This window comes from Providencia hangzhouensis, from assembly GCF_029193595.2.
GTDB classification, from domain to species: domain Bacteria; phylum Pseudomonadota; class Gammaproteobacteria; order Enterobacterales; family Enterobacteriaceae; genus Providencia; species Providencia hangzhouensis.
In genome coordinates, this window is the sequence record NZ_CP135052.1 from 2,756,357 (window position 1) to 2,775,592 (window position 19,236).

The window sequence follows — 19,236 nt, forward strand, 5'->3', positions numbered from 1 at the left end:
CCTGCAAACATTGCGGGATTATCATGCAAAAATAAGTGATAAAAACACCTTATTGCTTATCCGTTAAATTTATAACCTGCCACACCCGGTGAGATGCACTGTGGCTTAACTTAATTTCAGACATAAATATGTCAGATAAATTTTTTTCTGTCATTATACATTCTGGTTTCCCTACTGCGACTAACTGTCCTTGTTTTATCATCCAAATACAAGATGCATTTTTATACGAATGGCTAAGGTCATGACCACTCATTATAACGGTTCCTAAGCAATCACAAAAATATTTAATCCATTTATCAAGCATTGCTTGCTGAATAATATCTAAATTATTGGTTGGCTCATCCAATAATATAAATTTCCCCTCGCATTGCTGTTTATCCCAGACCTGCAAAAATGCTGCTACAATTCGGACTCTTTGCCATTCACCACCCGAGAGTTGGTTAATAGGTTTACTTAACAATGATGTTAGTTGAAAATCGCTACATAAACGCTCAAAAATACTAGCTGAAAACACTGTTTTAGGTGAAAACAGGCCAATATATTGAAACACTTTGAGTATTGGAATGTAACTAACTAATTGTGAAAGATAAGCACGTTGTTGGCTCAATTGAGCAATATGATATTGCCGTATACTTCGCCCACCAATTAAAATATCGCCACCTACAGGCAAATAACCGCTTATCGCAGCTAATAATGTACTTTTTCCGGCCCCATTGGCACCCAATATATGAATTTGTTCACCAGCTAGCACTTGAGCTGAAATATTGACCAAGCGTGTATCGGTAGTAATGTTTTTAATATCAATAATTAATTTATTTTCCATCATTTTTACCGCCATTGTTGGTGACGAATTAACAAGAAAATAAATACCGGGGCCCCTAAGGTTGCCGTAATAACACCAATGGGAACTTCCGCATTGGCGATTAATAACCGAGACAGAATATCTGCTGTTAATAACCCTAATGCCCCTGCCACTGCAGAACCAACCAATAATACGCGGTTATCTGTTAAACCACTTAATCTCAATATATGAGGAATAACTAAGCCAATAAAGCTAATCGCCCCCGCAATAGCAACGCTGAGGCCAATTAATACACCGCTAATAATAATCAATATAACGCGCCATTTATAAATTGAGATACCTAATTGATAGGCTTGTACCGTTCCTAATGAAAGATAATTCAGTATATTTCCTTGGAAAAGCACCCAAATTAAAAATGGTAAGCAACCAATAACAAGACCAAATTGTCGCCAATCAACCCCACTAAAACTCCCCATCATCCAATAGAGTAACTGTCGCAAATCAAGGTTGCTGCTCATGTACACCATCCATGTCATACAGGCACCACTAATCACGCCTAGAGCAACACCAACAAGCAATAAACTTGAATTATTCAAGTTTTTACGGCGAGCAAAATAGAGCAATATGGAGGTAAAAAATAGTGCTCCCATAATTGCGCTAATACTTAATAGCCAATAGTGCGTCACGCCTGAAGACAACAATACAGCCAGCACCACAGCAACACCCGCTCCATTGCTTACCCCCAATAAGCCAGGCTCGGCCAAGGGGTTTTCAAATAAGGCTTGCATGATAGCCCCTGTGACCGCAAGAGCTGCGCCAATAACAATCACCGCAAGTGTGCGGGGAAAACGAATTTGTCCCACGAACATGTGTCCTGCATCACTCATCCATCGTGTTGGTGGTAACCACACTTCACCTGCACACAGAGAAAGTAGCACAGCAGTAATCAGCAAAGCGCTCAATAGAGTAATTAGCTTTAAGTCGGAACATCGCTGTTGATGATGCAAATTTTCAAGTTGCTGATCCATTGAATTTTTTCTTATTTTTCATTAAGTCAGGAAATTATAGCTTTTTATGTAAGCAAAGCGATAACAATAATCTTATGCTCCTGCATAATTTAACGACCTCATTAAAAGGAAATTATATGAATACTAAATCAAATACAAATCTCCATCCTAGGCTTAAATCGTTTAACCTACAACCAGCCCAACCAATAGAGACTGTATATAGCGAAAGAAAGGGGGTTTTTGCGTCCATAAAGAAAATAATAAATAGCTGCAAAAGTTTCTTTGGTTTCGTCTCAAATCACAATTTCGAACCTATAAATGTAGAAAATGTAAAGTTCAGAGCATTGACAGAACAAGAAAAATTAGTAAACAGTATTATTTCTGATGCCGTTAGCAGAAACGCACTCTCGCCACATGAAGTCTCTCTGTTAGAAACAAAACTACCTAGTGTACAAACACTAGTTAAAATTCTAATTGAAAAAAATAACGCCCTATCAACGGAAGGAATTTTTCGAATTCCAGGTCAAGAAACAGCCATGCAATTTATAAAAGATAATATTAATAAATCAAATTTAGCTGATTTAGATATTTGTAGCTTAGCAGGGGCGTTAAAATCTTTATGCTCTGAAGTAAATAGTAATTTTCCCTCAGAAGAAAATAGAATCAGTTTGCTCATGAATCAACATCACGAAGACTACCTCAATCTGTTGAAAGTTAAAGTAGGAGAAATATTCACAGAAAAATCAGAAAATTACAATGCGTTACTGGATTCAATTGAAAAGTTAGAATTTAACACTTTCACTCAACAAAGAGCACAGATATTCGAACAAGAAGTTTCAAAAGCAGAAGATTTAGGTGGATGTAACGAACATACTAGAAAACTAATTCGCTATCTTTTGGATGAGATCACAGAAAATTCTAGTCAATGGAAAGTTTCGGTATTAAAGCACAGCGAAGTAATGAAATCGCCCTTAGCTCAAACACTAGCCCCTCTAATTGCTGGGATAGTAAAAAACTCAGACAAAAATAAAATGTCTGCACATAATCTCGCTATTGCAGCAAAAGCTCTACTCATACCTGCAAATACCTTTTCAAAGAACACTAAACCAGAAGACATAATTTTAAGAGAAAATATGTCTGCCCATTATTTTGAAGCTATTGCTACTTATATGGCTAATAAATACTAATTCTACACTTTTAGTAAAAACAAAGACCGCCTAGGCGGTCTTTTTTCATATCAAACGATATAATTACTCTTTCGGAGTTGCTTTTTCTACACGGCTTTTTAATTTTTGGCCTGGGCGGAAGGTAACAACACGGCGGGCAGTAATTGGAATATCTTCCCCAGTTTTAGGGTTACGTCCGGGACGTTGATTTTTATCACGTAAATCAAAGTTACCGAATCCAGATAATTTTACTTGCTCACCATTTTCTAAGGAAAGGCGAACCTCTTCAAAGAAAGTTTCGACAAGGTCTTTAGCATCACGTTTGCTAACACCCAGTTTTTCAAACAAATTTTCTGACATTTCAGCTTTAGTAAGCGCCATAGGTTTAGTCCCTCAAGGAGGCTTGGAATCGCTGTTTTAACGCAGCAATACACAGATCAACGGTAGCAGTGATCTCTTCTTCTTCCATAGTACGCTGGGTATCTTGGAAGACAAGACTGATAGCAAGGCTCTTATAGCCATCCGCTATTCCTTCACCACAGTACACATCAAATAAGTTTATGCCAACTATATGATTTATGCCAACTTTTTTACACTCTGCTAAAACTTCAGCAGCAGCCACATCTTCTGGCACGACAACAGCGATGTCACGGCGGTTCGATGGATAGCGCGAAATCGCCTTAGCTTCAGGGATGACACGTTGTGCTATCGCATCACTACGAACCTCAAACACCACCGTACGACCATTTAAATCGAGTTTGCGTTCTAATTCTGGGTGAACTACACCAATAAAGCCAATGTGTTCATTTTCCAGATAAATCCCAGCACTTTGACCTGGATGCAATGCAGGATGTGCCTCAGATTTAAATGTAATTTGATTTAGTTTCCCAGTCAATTCAAAAACAGCTTCAAGATCACCTTTTAAGTCAAAGAAGTCAACAACTTGTTTATCTAATGACCAATGTTCTTCAAATCTGTTACCTGTAATGACCCCTGCCAACATAGGTTCTTGGCGAATTCCATATTCTGCTTGATTATCAGGAATAAAGCGCAGACCTGTCTCAAATAAACGAATTCTATTTTGTTGACGATTTTGATTATAGACAACCGTTCCTAATAAACCAGTCAGTAACGATAAACGCATCGCTGACATATCAACAGAAATAGGGTTAGGTAAAAGCAACGCGTCTTGTTGTGGATGCAGTAAAGCTTGAACTTTAGGGTCAACAAAACTATAAGTGATTGCTTCTTGGTAACCACGGTCAACTAACATTGCTTTAATACGTTTTAAAGGTAAGTTAGCTTCTTTGTGGTTAGTCATGGTCAAATCAGCACGTAATGGCACATCAGGGATGCTGTTATAACCATATACACGAGCAACTTCTTCCACTAAGTCTTCTTCGATTTGCATATCGAAGCGCCAACTTGGGGCGACAACATCCCATGTATTAGCAGAAACCGTGACTTTGCACCCTAAACGCGTCAAAATATCAGTAACTAACTCATCTTCAATAAAGTGACCAATCAAACGGTCTAATTTATTGCGTGTCAGTTTAATATTTGCGGCTTTTGGTAAATGCTGTTCACTGGTTACATCAATAATTTCACCGACTTCACCACCACAAATCTCAACAATTAGCGCAGTAGCACGTTCAATCGCTTTAAACTGTAATTGAGGGTCAACACCACGCTCAAAACGGTGAGATGCATCAGTGTGCAAACCGTAATTACGTGCACGACCTGTGATCGATAATGGGTCGAAGAATGCACACTCTAATAAAATATTTTTGGTTTCCGTATTAACACCTGAGTGTTCACCGCCAAAAATACCTGCAATCCCCAGTGCTTTTGATTCATCAGCAATCACTAATGTGTCTGATTTTAACGTTGCTTCACTGCCATCAAGGAGAACTAGTTTCTCCCCTTCTTTTGCCATGCGAGCAACAATAGCACCATCTAAACGGTCTAGATCATAAGCGTGTTGAGGCTGACCCAATTCTAATAAGACGTAGTTGGTAATATCCACAACCGCGTCAATAGAACGGACGCCACCACGACGCAACTTTTCTTTCATCCACATTGGCGTTGGCGCTGACACATCAATATTTTTGATCACACGACCTAAGAAACGTGGGCAGGCATTAGGTGCTTCTACTCGAATTGGGAAAGTATCTTTTGTGGTCACAGATACTGTATTAATAGCAGGCTTATTTAGCGCTAATTTATTAATAACAGCGACATCACGTGCAACCCCAAGAATACTTAAGCAATCTGCACGGTTAGGTGTAATGCTGATTTCAATCGCATTATCATCAAGCTTTAGATATTCACGAATATCGGTACCGATAGTGGCATCTAGTGGCAATTCAATAATGCCACTGTGGTCATCAGAAATACCCAGTTCAGAATAAGAACACAGCATACCTTCAGAAGGCTCGCCACGTAGTTTTGCCGCTTTAATTTTAAAATCACCCGGTAATACCGCACCAACCGTTGCAACAGCAACTTTTAGGCCTTGACGGCAGTTTGGTGCACCACAGACGATATCTAATAAACGCTCACCGCCTACGTTAACTTTTGTAACGCGCAGTTTGTCTGCATTTGGGTGTTGACCACACTCAACCACTTCACCAACAACAACGCCGTGAAATTGGCCAGCAACTGCATCTACACCATCAACTTCCAAACCCGCCATCGTGATTTGGTCGGATAATGCTTCACTACTGATCGCCGGGTTTACCCATTCGCGTAACCATAGTTCACTGAATTTCATGAGATAACCCCGCCTTATTTAAACTGTTTGAGGAAACGAAGATCATTTTCGAAGAATGCACGTAGGTCAGAAACACCGTAGCGTAGCATTGTTAAGCGCTCCATCCCCATACCAAAGGCAAATCCAGAGTAGACTTCAGGGTCAATACCTACATTGCGCAATACATTTGGATGCACCATTCCGCAGCCTAATACTTCTAACCATTTACCATTTTTACCCATAACATCAACTTCCGCTGAAGGTTCGGTGAATGGGAAATATGATGGTCTGAAACGTACTTGAACTTCCTCTTCAAAGAAGTTATTCAAGAAATCATGCAATGTGCCTTTTAGATTGGTAAAGCTGATATCTTTATCAACAATCAGGCCTTCTGTTTGATGGAACATTGGTGTATGCGTTTGGTCGTAATCATTACGATATACACGACCAGGAGCAATGATACGAATCGGTGGTTGTTGGCCATTCATTGTACGGATTTGTACACCCGATGTTTGCGTACGCAGTAAGCGTTTTGCATCAAACCAAAAAGTATCATGGTCAGCACGCGCGGGATGGTGAGCAGGTATATTTAACGCATCAAAGTTATGATAGTCATCTTCGATTTCTGGACCAGTTTCAACAGAGAAACCTAATTCGCCAAAAAACTCTTCAATTCGCTGAATTGTACGGGTCACTGGGTGTAACCCACCATTTTCCATACGACGCCCAGGTAATGACACATCAATTTTTTCTGATACTAGACGTGCATTAAGAATTTCAGCTTGCATCGCGTCCTTACGGGCGTTCAGTGCATCTTGAACCTGTACTTTAGCTTCATTTATCACAGCCCCTGCTGCTGGGCGTTCCTCAGCAGGCAGATCACGCAACGTTTTCATCTGTAGTGTGAAATGGCCGCTCTTGCCTAAATATTCAACACGCACTGATTCCAACGTAGCAACATCTTGGGCCTGTTCAATGGCTGCTTTTGCCTGTGCAACCAACTCAGCGAGATGTGGCATTGTTTCCCCTTTATGACCACTTGGTCTTTTTGCTAGTTATTCACTATATATATTAAGCTTCACATTCTATTTGGTAATGAATGAATACTTAACTGATTTTACTGTACTTAATCTAAAACTAGAAATGAAAAAGCCTCCCTAAGGAGGCTTTAGCGTAACTTTTCATTTCTTTTTTCTATTTACGCGAAAAAGCCCCCGAAACTCAGGTGCTAAAGTAAAAAAAGAAACGAAAAATCACAGAATGCATGTAGTAAACTCTCAATAACTAACTGTATCTAAAGTATTAACACAAATAGCTATAAATGAAAAGAGGAAGTTTCCCTCCTCTTTCCAAGCAAACAATTAAGCTAAAGCGCCTTTCGCTTTTTCAACTAAAGCAGTGAATGCTGCTTTATCGAAAACTGCGATGTCTGCTAAGATCTTACGGTCGATTTCAATTGAAGCTTTTTTCAAGCCATTGATGAAGCGGCTGTAAGACAGACCGTTCTGACGAGCCGCAGCGTTGATACGTGCGATCCACAGTTGACGGAACTGACGTTTACGTTGACGGCGGTCACGGTAAGCGTATTGACCAGCTTTGATTACCGCTTGAAATGCTACGCGGTAAACACGTGAACGTGCACCATAGTAACCTTTCGCTTGCTTCAGAATTTTTTTGTGACGTGCACGGGCGATTACACCACGTTTTGCGCGAGCCATAAGCTATCTCCTATCGTCTTTATCTTATATTAACTAAATTGTTTACTTATGCGTAAGGCAGGCAAGCAACTACCAGACCCAGATCGCCCTTAGATACCATTCCTTTCGGACGTAAATGGCGTTTACGCTTAGTTGACTTTTTAGTCAGGATGTGACGAAGGTTTGCATGCTTACGCTTAAAGCCACCACCTGCAGTTTTTTTAAAGCGCTTTGCTGCGCCACGTACAGTTTTAATCTTTGGCATTTCTTTTATTTCCAACTTCGCATTGTGATTAACTACGAATTAATTAGGCGAATAACATCTATATTGCTATAAACGAGTATTACTTGCAGGCCTAATTATTTCTTCTTCGGTGCCAGCACCATGATCATCTGACGTCCTTCAATTCTTGAAGGGAAAGACTCCACGGATGCCAGTTCTTCCAGGTCAGCTTTGATGCGGTTAAGCATTTCCAGACCGATCTGCTGGTGAGCCATTTCACGACCGCGAAAACGCAGTGTAACTTTAGCTTTATCACCATCTTCCAGAAAGCGAGTCAGGTTGCGTAGTTTGACCTGATAATCACCTTCATCTGTACCAGGGCGGAATTTAATTTCCTTCACCTGAACAACTTTTTGTTTCTTTTTTTGCTCTTTTTGAGATTTGCTCTTCTCATAAAGGAATTTGCCGTAATCCATGATACGACAAACTGGCGGTTCAGCATTTGGGCTGATTTCTACTAGGTCTACACCTGCTTCTTCAGCTTTTTCAAGCGCTTCGCGTGCGCTCATGATGCCTAACTGTTCACCGTCTAAACCCGTTAAACGGACCTCTGGAACACGAATTTCATCATTGATACGATTTGGACGTGTTGTTGGGATTCTTTTTCCGCCTTTAATACTTCATTCCTCCAATTGGATAAAGAGATTTGCTTCTCTCAAGCAAATACACTCGTCACTCAATAGTTACTACTTGACGCGTGTACGATATTCTTTGTTTGTCTTTATGCGCTATGCGCCGACAAAGTGATTCGACCGCGGATTTTAATGCTTCTTGCCGGATTACTCAAGTAAATCTTGCAATAAATCACACTGAACTGTTTGAAAACTTGGATTTTGAGGGAAATTTGTAGCATTGAAGCAATTATTTTTACTCATTAGATAAGACAAACAAAATAGAGAAGCAGCGCCCAAATGAGCGCTGCTAGACTCTAGCAATACTTCGCTATAACCATACTGGCTTAATTATTTTTTCTTTGGTGCCAATACCATGATCATCTGGCGTCCTTCAATCCTTGATGGGAATGATTCTACTGATGCCAGTTCATCCAGATCGGTTTTGATGCGGTTAAGCACTTCTAAGCCAATCTGTTGGTGAGCCATTTCGCGACCACGGAAACGCAGTGTCACCTTAGCTTTGTCACCATCTTCCAAAAAGCGAATTAAACTACGTAGTTTAACTTGGTAGTCGCCTTCGTCTGTTCCCGGACGGAATTTAATTTCCTTCACTTGAACAACTTTTTGTTTTTTCTTTTGTTCTTTTTGAGATTTGCTTTTCTCATAAAGATATTTACCGTAGTCCATGATACGACAAACTGGTGGCTCAGCATTTGGGCTGATTTCGACTAAGTCGACACCTGCTTCTTCTGCTTTAAAGAGGGCTTCACGCACACTCATTACACCAAGTTGCTCACCGTCTAAACCAGTGACACGGATTTCTGTTGCGCGAATTTCATCGTTAATACGATTTGGGCGCGCCGTTGGGAGTTTTTTTCCGCCTTTAATACCTTATTCCTCCATCTGATTGAGTTGACGACTGCGGATCTCTTCAAGCAGTTTTGTCATGAATTCGTTGACATCAAGGCTGCCTAAGTCTTTACCACGACGGGTACGTACAGCAACTTTACCTGATTCAACTTCTTTATCACCACATACTAACATGTAAGGGACACGACGCAGCGTGTGTTCACGGATCTTAAAGCCGATTTTCTCGTTACGTAAGTCCGCTTTCGCACGAATGCCAACACTTTGCAGCTTGCTTACTAATTCTTGAACATAATCTGCTTGGCTATCAGTAATGTTCATTACAACCACTTGCTGTGGTGCTAACCATGTTGGGAAAAAGCCTGCATACTCTTCTGTTAAGATACCAATGAAGCGTTCTAGTGAACCTAACACTGCACGGTGGATCATAACAGGAACGATACGTTCGTTATTTTCACCTACATAGGAAGCTGTTAAACGGCCCGGTAAGAAGAAGTCTAACTGGACAGTACCACATTGCCATGCACGGTCAAGGCAGTCGTACAGTGTAAACTCGATTTTCGGACCATAAAATGCGCCTTCACCTGGTTGGTATTCAAACTCAATACCTTTTGATTTCAGTGCATTCGCTAAGTCTTCTTCCGCCCTATCCCACATCTCGTCAGTACCGATACGTTTTTCAGGACGGGTTGATAGTTTTACGACAATCTTTTCGAAACCGAAAGTTGCGTAAACATCATAAATCATTTCAATACAGCTAGTTACTTCGCTTAAGATTTGCTCTTCAGTACAGAAGATATGTGCATCATCTTGAGTAAAGCCACGCACACGCATTAAGCCGTGCAGTGCACCTGACGGCTCATTACGGTGACAGCTACCAAACTCTGCCATACGCAATGGTAAGTCACGGTATGATTTCAAACCTTGGTTGAAAATCTGTACGTGACCTGGGCAGTTCATTGGTTTCACACAATATTCACGGTTTTCAGAAGAAGTCGTAAACATCGCGTCTTTATAGTTATCCCAGTGACCTGTTTTTTCCCACAGCACGCGATCCATCATGAATGGGCCTTTAACTTCTTGATAGTTATAAGCTTTCAGTTTAGTGCGTACAAAGGTTTCCAGCTCACGGAAAATTGTCCAACCGTCATTATGCCAGAATGCCATACCCGGCGCTTCTTCTTGCATATGGTATAAATCTAATTGTTTACCAATTTTACGGTGGTCACGCTTAGCTGCTTCTTCTAAACGTAATAAATAGGCCGCTAATTGTTTTTTATCGGCCCATGCGGTGCCGTAAATACGTTGCAGCATTTTGTTATCGCTGTTACCACGCCAGTATGCGCCAGCCACTTTCTGTAATTTAAAATGGTGGCAAAAACGCATATTCGGTACGTGTGGACCACGACACATATCAACATATTCTTCGTGATGATATAAACCAGGGCGGTCATCTTGGCTAATATTTTGATCTAAAATTTCAACTTTATAGTCTTCGCCACGGGCAACGAAAGTTTCACGAGCTTCGCTCCAAGAAACGCGTTTTTTCACCACATCATAATCTGTTTTGGCAAGCTCAAGCATACGCTTTTCAAGCTTTTCCAAGTCTTCCTGCGTCAGCATATGGTCTAAATCGACATCATAGTAAAAACCATTATCGATAGTAGGGCCAATCGCCATTTTCGTGTTTGGCCATAGTTGTTTAATTGCATGACCTAACAGGTGAGCACAAGAGTGACGAATAATTTCGAGTCCGTCTTCATCTTTACTCGTAATAATGGATACGTTTGCATCATGTTCAATTATTTCACATGCATCGACACGTTCGCCATTAATTCGTCCTGCAATACAGGCTTTAGCTAAACCTGCGCCGATGTCACGAGCAACATCCATCACAGAAACGGGGTGGTCAAACTGACGCTGACTTCCATCAGGAAGAGTAATAACAGGCATTAAAAAATCCTTATCAGCAGTGGTGACCCACACGAAAGATCACTTGCTTGATTATTCCAAAGTTTATAAATCAATACGTTACTAACGATTTCTCACTTCACAATGCAAGACATGTACACAAATATGGGCAATTTAAGTGCCCTATTTCGTTACATCGTGAGTAACTCAACTACTAATGATAACACAGACCTATTTTATGGTGATAGCGTAATGCCGCTAATTGTTCTTCTTCATATGAAAAATCAATACCTTCCCGATTAAATGGCAAATAAGTTATCTAATGCAGGAAATAGTTTCTCTTTTTGCTCAAAAAAAACGCGATACCAATGGGATCCACTAGGTGCGATTAACTCTTCACTGATTATCTTATTTTGTTGAAGAATAATAACCGATTGAATTGATTTCCATAAAGAGTAAATGATGTAGAAAGTGGCTATTAACGAGAGTAATAGTACATAAGTATTATCTAATTTCTCTATTTGCCAAAGTAAATAAATACAAAAGATAATTTGAATTAACGCCCGAATAATAAAGGCAATACTAAAGAATGACTTCGCATGCTGTATCGTTGCAAAACAGGGATTGGAGAGAGTTTGTCTTCTTTCTTGGACTGGAATACCATTCACATATACCATCCAATCAGATGTATCGCTATTTTTTAAGACTATTCCTTTTTCCTTCATTCCATGAATTTTAAATGAGACTACGACAGCCCAAACAACCCCGATGGTAAATAAATAAAGTATAAAACCACTTACCGAAAAAAAAGCAAAAAATACGCTGAACATTATAAAACATGCGAGTTTACTGGAATATATCCAAAATGGCGCCACCTGATAGTTCATGATTATCCTAAATATGTTTTGCGTAAATTCTAAATTTGAAGTGTACAAAACAGATTAAATGATAAAGCGTCTCATTTCCACCAATCTATAACCAACGTCTCGTTTGTTTGCTATATTTTTCCCACTCATTCTTAAATGATGCAGATAAAAAACGTTCTTCCTGTGGGATCGTGTATAAATCAGTAATCAGCCAAAATACTAACCCTGCGACCAAAAAATAAGGAGAATGTGAAAAGAAAGCTAAAGCCAAGCTCATTGATGTAAAAGCTAAATACATTGGATTACGTGAAAATCGGTAAGGCCCGTTAGTCACTAAATGCGTTGCCTTAACCGTAGGATTTGGTGATGTTTTATGTTTATAAAAGTAGTAAAGGCTTGTCGCGACCCAACTCACACTCTCCAGTGCAATTAATATACCTAAAATTCCCATCCAACCAGAAAACGTCCAGTCTAAAAGACCTTGCTTGGAAAGAAAATATACAGCGACCCCATTAGCGACTAACCAATTCAATAATGGCAATTTAAATATATTCATTGCGTTACCTGTAAGCCAAAATGATGCTATTAGCATACCATAAATGAATATATAAATTTGAGTGGAGGAACATATAGAGGAGTGATATTAACTACAAAAATAATTAGTTATTGGGAGTTAAGGAAAACACACTCTTTAAACCTTCTAATTTACTATATTCTTGCTGGCAAACTAAATTTCGTACATCACTGGGCATAGAATCAATTCTGGTTTGAATATTGGCAAGTTGTTCATCTAAACTATTCATTCCCTTTACATCAACAATGTCCTGATTCACTTTAAGATAATCAGTAAAACTTTGCAGGTTATCCTCTAGACTATTACAAATATCATTACTGGCTAAACTCTGCGGTAAAATAGCACTGAGGGATGTTGGTAAGACTTGGGATATATTCGGATAAATGCTTTGCTTCCACTGCTGAGGAAAAACGATTAGTAACATGGCGGCAGCCAAAACTAATAGCATCGACGCCCCGGCTAATGTCGCTATAAGTTTTTTCATTCTTTTTCCTATTACTCAAAATTAACTGAAAATAGGATAACCAACTCTGCGTAAAGCTATTTTTAAAACTAAAAATCCTTTGTAAAGAAATCCATAACTCTTTTTAATAAAATTTCATTTCTTCATACGGTTTTTCTTGGCAGCTCTTTAAGCGCTGTAATAAGCCGCCTACATGCAATTCTAATTTGTGGCCATCTGGATCAAGAAAGTAAAAAGAATCTCCTTCACTTTTATTTTCTTTCCAGACAATGACATTTGCTTGCATTAGCCTATCAACAACGATAAGAAAGTCTTTCGCATCAACGTTAAAGGCATAGTGTGTGTAATCCGTTTTTTCTGGGGACGAAAATTGGCGAGTTATATCTAATGATAAACATAACCATAAATCGCCACAGGAAATATAGGCGCCCTTTTTCCAACTCGCATGTAACTTCATACCAAGTAGTGATTGATAAAAACCAATACTTTTTTCTAAATCAGTTACAGCTAAAGTTAAATGGTTGATTCCGTTTAACATATTTTTTTACCCTTTACTTGTCTGTCACAGTGAATTCTTTTAATGAATTTACATAAATTATCAGTAAATAACATTGCAGCAGATATACTGTATCCCATATCAACTTAAAGACAACCTGTTACGAAATGCCCTTAACCTTTTTATCCCCCATAAAAAGGTTTTTTTTTGCCTTTAAAAATTGAATACTTTTACCACAATCACTCATCTTGCTGTTATTTAACAAATAAAATAAGTTATTCACAGATGAAAGCCATTGTTATCCACAATTAATGTGAACAACTCTTATTATCTACAAACTAATAAATGATAGTTAATATTAACTCTTACTCATCAGTATGCTAACCACCTCCTACCATAAAATATCTCACTAGATATAAATGCTAACCTACAGATCTATAAGAAATTTTGCTATCATTTGAGATAAGGTATTTTATTCACATTAATCAGGAGCTTGAATCTAACTTCCATGACAAATTTTCTTGAGCTATTTCAAGCCGTTGGTATTGGTCTGGTACTGTTACTTCCTCTCGCCAACCCTTTAACTGCAATTGCAGTCATGTTAAGCATCTCTGCTAATATGACAAAAGAGCAGCGTGACCATCAATCGTTATTGGCTTCTATTTATGTATTCGCAATCATGACAATCGCTTTTTATGCAGGCCAATTAGTCATGAACACATTTGGAATATCAATACCAGGACTGCGAATTGCAGGCGGGCTAATTGTGGCATTTATTGGATTTGGCATGCTGTTTCCTAGCAGTGATGTTGGGGAAGACCCAACCGCCAATGCCCTTGATGATCCAAATGTCCCTAAAAAACGCCAAGAATCACCTAGCATTGCCTTTGTTCCTCTTGCTATGCCAAGTACCGCAGGCCCTGGTACTATTGCTATGATCATCAGCTCCACTGCATCATTACAAGGTAATGTTAGTTTTGCCCCATGGGTTTTAAAAGTCGCCCCCGTAATTACCTTTTTTATTGCAAGTCTCATCGTTTGGATTGGTTTAAGAGGCGCAACTTCTATTATGAGGTGGCTAGGAAATAGCGGTATTGATGCAATCGCACGGGTGATGGGATTTTTATTAATCTGTATGGGAGTGCAATTTGTAATCAACGGAATTGTTGAAATTGTCGCGCAACTCCCACACTTAATGCGTGAATATCAATAAGACATAGCTAATGCATTGTAAGCATTTTTAACTTTCCACAAATAGCGTGGGGCTTGCGGTGCAGGATGTTTTGTTTGTACATGTTGATAAAATTCTTCCGGCGATAAGCTGTTAATCATTGCAATCGCCCTACCCTTATCATTATCAAATGTTCTTAATAACGCTCCAGCCCCGTTCACATAAGCGACAACAGTTGCATAATATAACGTCTGAGGGTGGCTTATTCCAGCAAGGTGCTGTTCCCTTAAAATACGAATATAGGCTGTGCCAATATCAATATTTTTTTGTGGATCTTTTAGGTCACGAGTACTCGGCTCCCCTGGCTTCCCTTGGTAACGGTATGCGTCACGCCCCGCTGTCGAAGCTTTAATCTGCATCAAACCTATTGCGTTGGATTTACTGACAACTTCAGGCCTAAAATTGGATTCGACCTCAATAATAGCCCTAATTAAAGCTTCATCAACACTATAACGAACCGCAGAATCACGAATAAATTCATCAAAAGGCGTTCTTGGAAATGTCGTATTTTGTGTGGCTATTGGCCCTGTAGGCTCTAACATTCGCTGTTTTGTTACAGGCCTATCTGGCTCGCTTGAACAACCTGCTAGTAGCAGTAGCATAAAAGTACCGCCAATTATTTTTCTCACTGTCGAATCCTCTACGATGGAAGCCGATGGCAGAATAACTAATCCTAAGAAAAATAAAATAATTTTTACTTAACTTTTACTTCAGGACGTGTTTTAGTCATACAAATAGCCATGGGACTTAGAAGCCTATAATGACGAATAATGCTATTCCACACTGTTTGTATTTATTTTTCACAATTGATATTGATAATCATTATCAATTAGGATATAAAATATAATTGTTATAAACCTTAACAACTGTATGTTAAAAAACGCTAAACCAATAATGTCAGGGTCAACTTTTATGAAGAAGAACGTATCTCGATTATCTGCACCTTTACTAACCAGTATGTTTGCTTTGGTAGCAGTCATCTTTTTTAGCCAACCTGCTTTTGCTAAAAAGTTTAAAGTCGTAACCACTTTTACCATTATTCAAGATATCGCTCAAAATGTAGCTGGAGATGCAGCAATTGTCGAGTCTATAACGAAGCCTGGTGCGGAAATTCACGGTTATCAACCGACTCCTAAAGATATTATGAAAGCCTATGATGCAGATTTAATCTTATGGAATGGGATGAATTTGGAAGTTTGGTTCCAACGTTTCTTTGAAAATTTCAAAAATGTTCCTGCAGTCGTAGTCACTGAGGGTATTGAGCCAATGCCAATCCGTGAAGGTGAATATAAAGACAATCCAAACCCACATGCATGGATGTCTCCTGCCAATGCTAAAATTTATATTGAAAATATTCGTCAAGCTCTGGTCAAATATGATCCTGAAAATGCAGAAACATATAATGCCAATGCTAAAAAATATGCGCAGCAAATTGCTGAACTTGATGCCCCTTTACGTGAACGTTTAAATCGCATTCCAGAAAATGAACGTTGGTTAGTCTCAAGTGAAGGCGCATTTAGCTATTTAACAAAAGATTACGGCTTTAAAGAAGTGTACTTGTGGCCAATCAATGCAGAAGAGCAAGGCTCTCCTCAACAAGTGAAAAAAGTGATTGATACTGTCCGTAAATACAAAATCCCTGTGGTATTTAGTGAAAGTACAATTTCTGATAAACCTGCTCGCCAAGTCAGTAAAGAAACCGGGGCAAAATACGGTGGCGTGTTATATGTTGACTCATTATCAACTGCCGATGGCCCAGTACCAACATATATAGACCTTTTAAATACGACTGTAGACACGATAGCGAAAGGATTTTCACAGTAATATGAATCACTCAAGTCAATTCGAACACCCGAATCTTATCGTCGATGATGCGACTGTGACATATAATAACGGTCACACCGCTATCTATGACGCAAGCTTTACTATCTCAGGTGGCTCTATTTGTGCCTTAGTTGGCGTAAATGGTAGTGGCAAGTCAACGTTATTTAAAACCATTATGGGGCTTGTCACCCCATCTTCTGGCAGTGTGACATTAAATGATCAGCCGATAAAAACCGCGCTTAAAGAAAATGTGATTGCATACGTCCCACAAACAGAAGAAGTTGACTGGAATTTCCCCGTTCTCGTTTCTGATGTCGTGATGATGGGCCGTTACGGCAAAATGGGTTTTTTCCGCATCCCTAAACAAGCCGATAAAGATGCGGTCAAAATGGCATTAGAACGGGTTGACCTTGCAGGGCTTGAACATCGCCAAATAGGCGAGCTTTCAGGTGGTCAGAAAAAACGGGTTTTTTTAGCGCGAGCGCTCGCACAAGAAGGTAAAGTTTTACTCCTTGATGAACCCTTTACTGGGGTTGATGTTAAAACTGAAAATGCCATTATTGACCTGCTGCGTAGTTTGCGTGACGAAGGCCATCTAATCCTCGTTTCAACTCATAACTTGGGTAGTGTGCCTGAGTTTTGCGACCACGTTATCTTAATCAATCGCACTGTTTTAGCGAGTGGACCTACAGAAACAACATTTACGCAACGAAACCTGCAGCAAGCTTTCGGCGGTGTATTGCGTCATATTAACCTGTCAGGTCAAGAGCTTCATGACGATGATGACCCTCGCTCTGTCACCGTCATTACCGATGATGAAAGAGCGGCTGTATTCTATGGTCATGACCATAATGCGCCCGTTCGAAAAAACCAAGCTAAGGGTTCCGAATGATTGAGATGTTATTACAGCCCTTTGAATATGATTTTATGATAAAAGCTATTTGGGTCAGCGCCATTGTTGGTGCTGTCTGTGCGTTTTTATCGGCGTATTTGATGTTGAAAGGCTGGTCATTAATGGGAGATGCGCTCTCCCACTCTGTTGTTCCTGGGGTGGCTGGTGCTTATGCTTTAGGTTTGCCCTATGCGGCTGGGGCCTTTTTTACTGGGATCCTCGCGGCACTGGCCATGACATTAATAAAGCATCTAACTCGTTTACGTGAAGATGCTGTCATTGGCTTTATTTTCTCTACTTTTTTCGCAGCAGGTTTGTTGATTGTTTCATTGAACCCAACATCTGTGAATGTACAAAGTATTATTTTTGGTAATATTTTAGGTATTGCGGATTCTGACGTATTACAAGTAGAAATTATTATTGGCGTTTCATTCATTGTACTGCTGTGCTTATGGAAAGATTTATTAGCCGTTTTTTTCGATGAAAGCCACGCTCGTTCAATTGGCTTGAACCCATTACGCCTAAAAATTATTTTCTTTACATTATTAAGTGCTTGTACTGTTGCTGCCTTACAAACAGTTGGTGCAATCCTTGTTATCGCAATGGTCGTCACCCCAGGGGCAACCGCCTATTTATTGACCGACCAGTTTAAACGTTTACTCATTATTTCAGTCACAATTGGCACCGTAACCAGTGCTGTTGGTGCTTATATCAGTTATTTCCTCAACGGTGCTACAGGTGGGTTAATTGTTACACTACAAACTATTATTTTCCTGTTGGCATTTTTCTTTGCACCTAAGCACGGTATTTTTGCCTCAAAACGTAATGCAAAAAAGGAAGTAGCTCGGCTGCATCAGTCACACCGACAAGGAGCTTCTCATGAGTGATTTCATTGACTTACTGATGGCTCCGTTTGCTTTTCCTTTTATGCAAAAAGCATTGATTACCGCCATTGTTAGTGGGACCGTATGCGCTATCCTTTCTTGCTTTTTAGTATTGAAAGGTTGGTCATTGATGGGTGATGCAATTTCCCATGCCGTTCTGCCGGGGATCATTATTGCTTCTTTACTCGGTATCCCATTGGCGATAGGGGCCTTCGCATCTGGCTTATTCTGCGCTGTCGCGACAGGGTATTTAAAAGAAAATAGTCGGATAAAAGAAGACACCGTCATGGGGATTGTGTTTTCTGGGATGTTTGCTATCGGCTTGGTTATGTTTGCTAAAATAGATACCGAACAACACCTTACACATATTTTATTTGGTGATATTTTAGGGATCACGGATAGCGAGTTTAAGCAAATATTGCTATTTGCAGGGGTCACTATTGCAATTATCTTACTGAAACGTAAAGATTTTATGCTCTATTGTTTTGACCCAAACCAAGCCCGTGTGATTGGCCTCCCCGTCAAGCTGATACATTATGGTTTACTGTCTTTACTTGCATTAACCATTGTCGCTTCACTGCAAGCGGTTGGGATCATTTTAGTTATTGCCATGCTGATCTCCCCGGGAATTATTGCATTTGTCCTATGCCGGAGCTTCGGCAAAATGCTCATCGTCGCTATCATCGCTTCTGTAACATCAAGTGTTATTGGAACCATCTTGAGTTTTCACATTAATGCGACGACTGGGCCAACCATTGTTGTTACGCAAGCGGTTTACTTTGTAATAGCCCTGCTCTATAGCAAGCTAGTACTGGCACGTAAAAGAAATCAGACTAACCCACAAAGTATGCATACCGCATAATAAATGGCAGATATAACAAAAAAGCTGAATTCACGCATAACGAAT

Annotated in this window: 22 protein-coding genes and 1 other annotated feature; of the genes, 6 read left to right on the top strand and 16 right to left on the bottom strand. The window is 39.7% G+C overall.

The window, feature by feature from the left end; genetic code table 11:
• Positions 1–49: 49 nt before the first annotated feature.
• Together PZ638_RS12450 and btuC are read right to left on the bottom strand one after the other, a co-directional pair.
• Positions 50–826: a vitamin B12 ABC transporter ATP-binding protein BtuD gene (locus PZ638_RS12450; RefSeq protein WP_094961750.1), complete on the bottom strand. Its 777-nt coding sequence runs from the start codon at positions 824–826 to the stop codon at positions 50–52.
• Positions 827–828: 2 nt separating this feature from the next.
• A complete protein-coding gene (gene btuC / locus PZ638_RS12455; RefSeq protein WP_004263725.1) occupies positions 829–1,830 on the bottom strand; it encodes a vitamin B12 ABC transporter permease BtuC in 1,002 nt (333 codons plus the stop codon).
• A 116-nt stretch (positions 1,831–1,946) separates the two neighbouring features.
• Between btuC and PZ638_RS12460 the strand changes: the two genes are divergently transcribed.
• The gene (locus PZ638_RS12460) at positions 1,947–2,996 is read left to right on the top strand and encodes a RhoGAP domain-containing protein (RefSeq protein ID WP_161595388.1); all 1,050 of its coding nucleotides are present in this window, start codon (positions 1,947–1,949) and stop codon (positions 2,994–2,996) included.
• A 63-nt stretch (positions 2,997–3,059) separates the two neighbouring features.
• Here PZ638_RS12460 and ihfA read toward each other — a convergent pair whose 3' ends face one another.
• The 13 genes from ihfA to fos form a co-directional block, all read right to left on the bottom strand.
• On the bottom strand, positions 3,060–3,356 hold the full coding sequence (gene ihfA / locus PZ638_RS12465) for an integration host factor subunit alpha (protein ID WP_004263721.1): 297 nt from the start codon (positions 3,354–3,356) through the stop codon (positions 3,060–3,062).
• A 4-nt stretch (positions 3,357–3,360) separates the two neighbouring features.
• Positions 3,361–5,748 (bottom strand): phenylalanine--tRNA ligase subunit beta, encoded by a 2,388-nt coding sequence (gene pheT, locus PZ638_RS12470; protein WP_094961748.1) that lies wholly within the window; start codon positions 5,746–5,748, stop codon positions 3,361–3,363.
• 14 nt (positions 5,749–5,762) lie between these two features.
• Positions 5,763–6,746, bottom strand: coding sequence for a phenylalanine--tRNA ligase subunit alpha (pheS, locus tag PZ638_RS12475; RefSeq protein ID WP_004263717.1), 984 nt, complete (start codon positions 6,744–6,746; stop codon positions 5,763–5,765).
• A gap of 123 nt (positions 6,747–6,869) precedes the next feature.
• Positions 6,870–6,999: a sequence feature (Phe leader region), on the bottom strand.
• Entirely contained in the window at positions 6,949–6,993 is a 45-nt protein-coding gene (pheM, locus tag PZ638_RS21230; RefSeq protein ID WP_136134757.1) for a pheST operon leader peptide PheM, read from the bottom strand. Its footprint overlaps the feature before it by 45 nt.
• 89 nt (positions 7,000–7,088) lie before the next feature.
• Positions 7,089–7,445: a 50S ribosomal protein L20 gene (gene rplT / locus PZ638_RS12480; RefSeq protein WP_004263714.1), complete on the bottom strand. Its 357-nt coding sequence runs from the start codon at positions 7,443–7,445 to the stop codon at positions 7,089–7,091.
• Positions 7,446–7,491: 46 nt separating this feature from the next.
• Entirely contained in the window at positions 7,492–7,689 is a 198-nt protein-coding gene (rpmI, locus tag PZ638_RS12485; protein WP_004263702.1) for a 50S ribosomal protein L35, read from the bottom strand.
• Between the two features lie 95 nt (positions 7,690–7,784).
• The gene (gene infC / locus PZ638_RS12490; protein ID WP_071524539.1) at positions 7,785–8,324 is read right to left on the bottom strand and encodes a translation initiation factor IF-3; all 540 of its coding nucleotides are present in this window, start codon (positions 8,322–8,324) and stop codon (positions 7,785–7,787) included.
• Between the two features lie 345 nt (positions 8,325–8,669).
• Positions 8,670–9,209 carry a translation initiation factor IF-3 gene (gene infC, locus PZ638_RS12495; protein ID WP_071524538.1) on the bottom strand — a complete coding sequence of 180 codons (540 nt, stop codon included), beginning with the start codon at positions 9,207–9,209 and terminating at the stop codon, positions 8,670–8,672.
• Positions 9,210–9,212: 3 nt separating this feature from the next.
• Positions 9,213–11,141 carry a threonine--tRNA ligase gene (thrS, locus tag PZ638_RS12500; protein ID WP_004910357.1) on the bottom strand — a complete coding sequence of 643 codons (1,929 nt, stop codon included), beginning with the start codon at positions 11,139–11,141 and terminating at the stop codon, positions 9,213–9,215.
• A gap of 257 nt (positions 11,142–11,398) precedes the next feature.
• Complete coding sequence (locus PZ638_RS12505) at positions 11,399–11,986, bottom strand: hypothetical protein (protein WP_110591604.1); 588 nt, start codon at positions 11,984–11,986, stop codon at positions 11,399–11,401.
• A gap of 85 nt (positions 11,987–12,071) precedes the next feature.
• Positions 12,072–12,521, bottom strand: coding sequence for a methyltransferase family protein (locus PZ638_RS12510; protein ID WP_096863950.1), 450 nt, complete (start codon positions 12,519–12,521; stop codon positions 12,072–12,074).
• Positions 12,522–12,624: 103 nt separating this feature from the next.
• Positions 12,625–13,023, bottom strand: a complete 399-nt coding sequence (locus tag PZ638_RS12515) for a hypothetical protein (protein ID WP_094961745.1) — start codon at positions 13,021–13,023, stop codon at positions 12,625–12,627.
• A gap of 103 nt (positions 13,024–13,126) precedes the next feature.
• Positions 13,127–13,540, bottom strand: a complete 414-nt coding sequence (gene fos, locus PZ638_RS12520; RefSeq protein WP_004263671.1) for a fosfomycin resistance glutathione transferase — start codon at positions 13,538–13,540, stop codon at positions 13,127–13,129.
• 466 nt (positions 13,541–14,006) lie between these two features.
• Between fos and PZ638_RS12525 the strand changes: the two genes are divergently transcribed.
• On the top strand, positions 14,007–14,711 hold the full coding sequence (locus tag PZ638_RS12525; RefSeq protein WP_004263665.1) for a MarC family NAAT transporter: 705 nt from the start codon (positions 14,007–14,009) through the stop codon (positions 14,709–14,711).
• On the opposite strand, the gene PZ638_RS12530 is transcribed toward PZ638_RS12525, so the two are convergent.
• Positions 14,705–15,331 carry a transglycosylase SLT domain-containing protein gene (locus tag PZ638_RS12530; RefSeq protein ID WP_153673696.1) on the bottom strand — a complete coding sequence of 209 codons (627 nt, stop codon included), beginning with the start codon at positions 15,329–15,331 and terminating at the stop codon, positions 14,705–14,707. The two genes, PZ638_RS12525 and PZ638_RS12530, sit on opposite strands and share 7 nt — an antisense overlap.
• A gap of 310 nt (positions 15,332–15,641) precedes the next feature.
• Here PZ638_RS12530 and PZ638_RS12535 point away from each other — a divergent pair, with 310 nt between their 5' ends.
• The 4 genes from PZ638_RS12535 to PZ638_RS12550 are packed head-to-tail and all read left to right on the top strand — an operon-like array spanning position 15,642 to position 19,191.
• Entirely contained in the window at positions 15,642–16,553 is a 912-nt protein-coding gene (locus tag PZ638_RS12535) for a metal ABC transporter substrate-binding protein (protein ID WP_144140122.1), read from the top strand.
• A gap of 1 nt (position 16,554) precedes the next feature.
• Positions 16,555–17,445, top strand: coding sequence for a manganese/iron ABC transporter ATP-binding protein (locus PZ638_RS12540; RefSeq protein ID WP_004263653.1), 891 nt, complete (start codon positions 16,555–16,557; stop codon positions 17,443–17,445).
• Positions 17,442–18,332: a metal ABC transporter permease gene (locus PZ638_RS12545; protein WP_112307444.1), complete on the top strand. Its 891-nt coding sequence runs from the start codon at positions 17,442–17,444 to the stop codon at positions 18,330–18,332. The genes PZ638_RS12540 and PZ638_RS12545 overlap by 4 nt, the downstream gene beginning before the upstream one ends.
• On the top strand, positions 18,325–19,191 hold the full coding sequence (locus PZ638_RS12550) for a metal ABC transporter permease (protein ID WP_004263651.1): 867 nt from the start codon (positions 18,325–18,327) through the stop codon (positions 19,189–19,191). Before PZ638_RS12545 ends, PZ638_RS12550 begins: the two co-directional genes overlap by 8 nt.
• Positions 19,192–19,236: the final 45 nt, after the last annotated feature.

What these genes read in the sequence shown, in the direction of transcription:
- PZ638_RS12450 (WP_094961750.1), bottom strand. Translation starts at nt 826, where the DNA reads ATGATGGAAAATAAATTAATTATTGATATTAAAAACATTACTACCGAT.
- btuC (WP_004263725.1), bottom strand. Translation starts at nt 1,830, where the DNA reads ATGGATCAGCAACTTGAAAATTTGCATCATCAACAGCGATGTTCCGAC.
- PZ638_RS12460 (WP_161595388.1), top strand. Translation starts at nt 1,947, where the DNA reads ATGAATACTAAATCAAATACAAATCTCCATCCTAGGCTTAAATCGTTT.
- ihfA (WP_004263721.1), bottom strand. Translation starts at nt 3,356, where the DNA reads ATGGCGCTTACTAAAGCTGAAATGTCAGAAAATTTGTTTGAAAAACTG.
- pheT (WP_094961748.1), bottom strand. Translation starts at nt 5,748, where the DNA reads ATGAAATTCAGTGAACTATGGTTACGCGAATGGGTAAACCCGGCGATC.
- pheS (WP_004263717.1), bottom strand. Translation starts at nt 6,746, where the DNA reads ATGCCACATCTCGCTGAGTTGGTTGCACAGGCAAAAGCAGCCATTGAA.
- rplT (WP_004263714.1), bottom strand. Translation starts at nt 7,445, where the DNA reads ATGGCTCGCGCAAAACGTGGTGTAATCGCCCGTGCACGTCACAAAAAA.
- rpmI (WP_004263702.1), bottom strand. Translation starts at nt 7,689, where the DNA reads ATGCCAAAGATTAAAACTGTACGTGGCGCAGCAAAGCGCTTTAAAAAA.
- thrS (WP_004910357.1), bottom strand. Translation starts at nt 11,141, where the DNA reads ATGCCTGTTATTACTCTTCCTGATGGAAGTCAGCGTCAGTTTGACCAC.
- PZ638_RS12505 (WP_110591604.1), bottom strand. Translation starts at nt 11,986, where the DNA reads ATGAACTATCAGGTGGCGCCATTTTGGATATATTCCAGTAAACTCGCA.
- PZ638_RS12510 (WP_096863950.1), bottom strand. Translation starts at nt 12,521, where the DNA reads ATGAATATATTTAAATTGCCATTATTGAATTGGTTAGTCGCTAATGGG.
- PZ638_RS12515 (WP_094961745.1), bottom strand. Translation starts at nt 13,023, where the DNA reads ATGAAAAAACTTATAGCGACATTAGCCGGGGCGTCGATGCTATTAGTT.
- fos (WP_004263671.1), bottom strand. Translation starts at nt 13,540, where the DNA reads ATGTTAAACGGAATCAACCATTTAACTTTAGCTGTAACTGATTTAGAA.
- PZ638_RS12525 (WP_004263665.1), top strand. Translation starts at nt 14,007, where the DNA reads ATGACAAATTTTCTTGAGCTATTTCAAGCCGTTGGTATTGGTCTGGTA.
- PZ638_RS12530 (WP_153673696.1), bottom strand. Translation starts at nt 15,331, where the DNA reads ATGCTACTGCTACTAGCAGGTTGTTCAAGCGAGCCAGATAGGCCTGTA.
- PZ638_RS12535 (WP_144140122.1), top strand. Translation starts at nt 15,642, where the DNA reads ATGAAGAAGAACGTATCTCGATTATCTGCACCTTTACTAACCAGTATG.
- PZ638_RS12540 (WP_004263653.1), top strand. Translation starts at nt 16,555, where the DNA reads ATGAATCACTCAAGTCAATTCGAACACCCGAATCTTATCGTCGATGAT.
- PZ638_RS12545 (WP_112307444.1), top strand. Translation starts at nt 17,442, where the DNA reads ATGATTGAGATGTTATTACAGCCCTTTGAATATGATTTTATGATAAAA.
- PZ638_RS12550 (WP_004263651.1), top strand. Translation starts at nt 18,325, where the DNA reads ATGAGTGATTTCATTGACTTACTGATGGCTCCGTTTGCTTTTCCTTTT.